Origin of the sequence: Archangium sp., assembly GCF_036388035.1 — a bacterium.
Taxonomy (GTDB): Bacteria; Myxococcota; Myxococcia; order Myxococcales; family Myxococcaceae; genus Archangium.
The window spans coordinates 1-2861 of the sequence record NZ_DASVSO010000991.1; the positions used below are offsets into that span (position 1 = coordinate 1).

The following is a 2861-nucleotide window of genomic DNA, read 5'->3' on the forward strand; positions in this document are numbered from 1 at the left end:
GAGGGCGCGGTGATGAAGGGCTGGAGCTCCACGTCCTTGAGGTCCATCTCCAGCACCGGGTTGGGCGCCTTGAGGCCCAGCGAGGAGATGTTCTGCTTGGAGGCCACCAGCACCTCCCGGTCCCCCGCCTTCGCGTAGAACTCCAGCGTGTCGAGGAAGGAGAAGTCCTGGTCCGGCGGCGAGAGCACCTTGAGCTGGAGGGAGCGGAGCTTCGCCGAGGACACCTGGTCCTTGGAGACGCCCTGGTTCTGGAAGTCCTGGTTCTGGTTGAAGTCGAGGCTGGAGAAGTTGCCGATGGCCGGGAAGGCCTCCAGCAGCGGACCGAGGCCACCGGGAGCCGCTTGCACGGTGGTCTCTCCCTTCACCTCCGCGACGAAGCTGGGGGGCGAACACGCCACGGTGGAGAGCAGGGCACACACGGAGAGTATGGAAGCGAAACGCATGGGGTAGAATCTAGCGGCCGTGCGGGCGCGCCGTCACCGCCCCGCCAAGCCGGCTGCCCTCTCGTGGACAGGGCATGCGGCCATCGCAAGGGATATGGTGCGCCCGTTTGAACCGGCTCCTCTCCACGCTCGTGGTGCTCCTGGTGCTCGCCGGCCGCGCGCATGCCGCCGACCTGAAGGGCGCCCTGCGCGCCACGGGCCGGATGATGCTGGACGGCAATGCCCCGCGCGACGTCACGAGCAGTGGCATGACGCGCGACGCCACGGACCTGGTGTTCAGCCTGCTCGCCTCGGGCGAGGGCCGCTACACCGCGGACCGCTGGCAGCTCGTGGGCCGCTATGACGGAGGCGTGCGCAAGTACCTCCTCTTCGCCAGCGAGGACGTGCTGGTGCAGGCCGCCGCGCTGGAGGGCTCGCTCGCCCTGGGCGAGTCCCTGGGCGTGGGGGTGGAGGGACGGGCCAAGGACAGGCGCGGAGGTGGCCGCGCGTACTCGGACCTGGCGGCCTCGGCCTTCGTCGAGTACGCCCCGGACGCCCGGCTGTCCCTGCGCCTGCGCGCGGGCGCCCACCGCTTCCTCTACCGTCAGGACTTCTCCGCCAGCTTCGGCGGCCCCGAGGTGGGACTGCTCGCGCGCTACCGCATCGACCGCCGGCATGCCGTCTCCGTCTCCGGTGAGTACGGCACGCGCCGCTACGCCATCTCGCGGCGGCCTCCCCCGGAGGTGGACGTGCCGTGGACGGGGCGGCGCGAGGACGGCTCCCTCCTGGCCAGCGTGGGCTACAGCTACAAGGGCCCGCTGGCGCTGGGGGTGACGTACTCCTTCCAGGAGAACAGCTCCAACAGCTTCGGCGAGTCGGTGCAGCGCCACCGGCTGAGCGCCAACGCGGGCGTGCGGCTGCCCGCCAAGCTGATGCTGCTGGCCCAGGGCTCGCTGGGCCTCAACCGCTACCCGGACCGCGTCTACTTCTCCCCGGACATCATCCTGCTCGAGGACGATGAGGCGCAGAACTCGCTGTCGCTCAAGCTGGTGCGGCCCCTGGGCGAGCACGTGGACGTGGAGCTCTCCTACGCGCTGTACAACACACGGATGCCGCGCAACGACCTCTCCTACTTCCGCCAGGTGGCGGGCGTGGGCCTCACCTGGCGGCTGTAGCGGGCCTCACTCCAGCCCGGACAGGCGCTCGTCGATCTCCTCGGCGAGGCTGGCGTGGCTCTGGGCGAGCGCCGTGTCACGGGCGCGGGTGAGCACCTCGCGGGCCTTCCGCGTCTCCCCCGCCCCCGTATAGGCATCCCCCAGGGACACCATGGCCGCGGCGTACTGGGGATCCAACCGCACGGCCTCCTCCAAGCTCCGGGCCGCGTCGGCGTACTGGCGGCGCTCCAGGTACGCCTTGCCCAGGGAGAAGTGCGCCATGGGCGCTTCGGGAAACTCGGCCACCATCTGCTTGAACTGCTCCAACCGGGCGTCGCTCATGCTCCGGTGATAGAGGAGAGGCATGTCCGTTGCCAAGGAAGACGTGCGCTCCCTCGCCGAAGCCGCCCGGACGGCCTCCCGCGTGCTCGCCACCGCGCCGACCGGCCAGAAGGACGCGGCCCTCCGCGCCATGGCCCGCCACCTGCGCGAGGCCCTCCCCTCCATTCTCACGGCCAACGCCGAGGACCTGGCGGCCGCGCGCGCCGCCCACAAGGGGAGCGCCTTCCTGGACCGGCTGATGCTGGACGCCTCGCGGGTGGAGGGCATGGCCCGCGCGGTGGAGTCCGTGGCCGACCTGAAGGACCCGGTGGGCGAGCTGACGGAGGAGTGGGACCGGCCCAACGGCCTGCACGTGCGCAAGGTGCGGCTGCCGCTCGGGGTGGTGCTGATGATTTACGAGGCCCGGCCCAACGTGACGAGCGACGCGGCGGCGCTGTGCCTCAAGAGCGGCAACGCGGCGCTCCTGCGCGGGGGCAGCGAGGCGGCGCGCTCCAACGCGGCGATTGCCTCGGCGCTGGCGGCGGGCGTCACCGAGGCGGGGCTGCCGGCCGCGTGCATCCAACCCGTCCCCCCGGGCGAGCGCGAGACGCTGCTGGAGCTGCTGAAGCTGGAGGGGCTGATTGACCTGTGCATCCCCCGGGGCGGCGAGGGCCTCATCCGCTTCGTGGCGGAGAACGCGCGGATTCCGGTGGTGAAGCACTACAAGGGCGTCTGCCACGTGTACGTGCACGCGGCGGCGGACGTGGAGATGGCCACGCGGATTACATTGAACGCCAAGACGAGCCGCCCGGGGGTGTGCAACGCCGCCGAGTGCCTGCTGGTGGACCGCGCGGTGGCGGAGCGCTTCCTGCCCCAGGTGGGGCGGGAGCTGGTGGCGAAGGGGGTGGAGCTGCGCGGCGACCCGGCCACGGTGGAAGTGCTGGGGCGCGCCGGGGTGCCGGTG

4 protein-coding genes are annotated in these 2861 nt (G+C 71.5%); 2 read left to right on the forward strand and 2 right to left on the reverse strand.

Annotated features, from left to right (window positions below):
• The coding region (locus tag VF697_RS41005; RefSeq protein ID WP_331103880.1) for a hypothetical protein at positions 1–443 on the reverse strand (443 nt) is incomplete at its 3' end.
• Between the two features lie 107 nt (positions 444–550).
• Between VF697_RS41005 and VF697_RS41010 the strand changes: the two genes are divergently transcribed.
• Entirely contained in the window at positions 551–1597 is a 1047-nt protein-coding gene (locus tag VF697_RS41010) for a hypothetical protein (RefSeq protein WP_331103882.1), read from the forward strand.
• 6 nt (positions 1598–1603) lie between these two features.
• On the opposite strand, the gene VF697_RS41015 is transcribed toward VF697_RS41010, so the two are convergent.
• Positions 1604–1942, reverse strand: coding sequence for a tetratricopeptide repeat protein (locus VF697_RS41015; protein ID WP_331103884.1), 339 nt, complete (start codon positions 1940–1942; stop codon positions 1604–1606).
• Here VF697_RS41015 and VF697_RS41020 point away from each other — a divergent pair.
• Positions 1941–2861, forward strand: a 921-nt coding sequence (locus VF697_RS41020) for a glutamate-5-semialdehyde dehydrogenase (RefSeq protein ID WP_331103886.1), incomplete at its 3' end; no start/stop codon positions are given. The two genes, VF697_RS41015 and VF697_RS41020, sit on opposite strands and share 2 nt — an antisense overlap.

Excerpts from the sequence above, each read along its gene's own strand:
- VF697_RS41015 (WP_331103884.1), bottom strand. The coding sequence starts at position 1,942 with ATGCCTCTCCTCTATCACCGGAGCATGAGCGACGCCCGGTTGGAGCAG.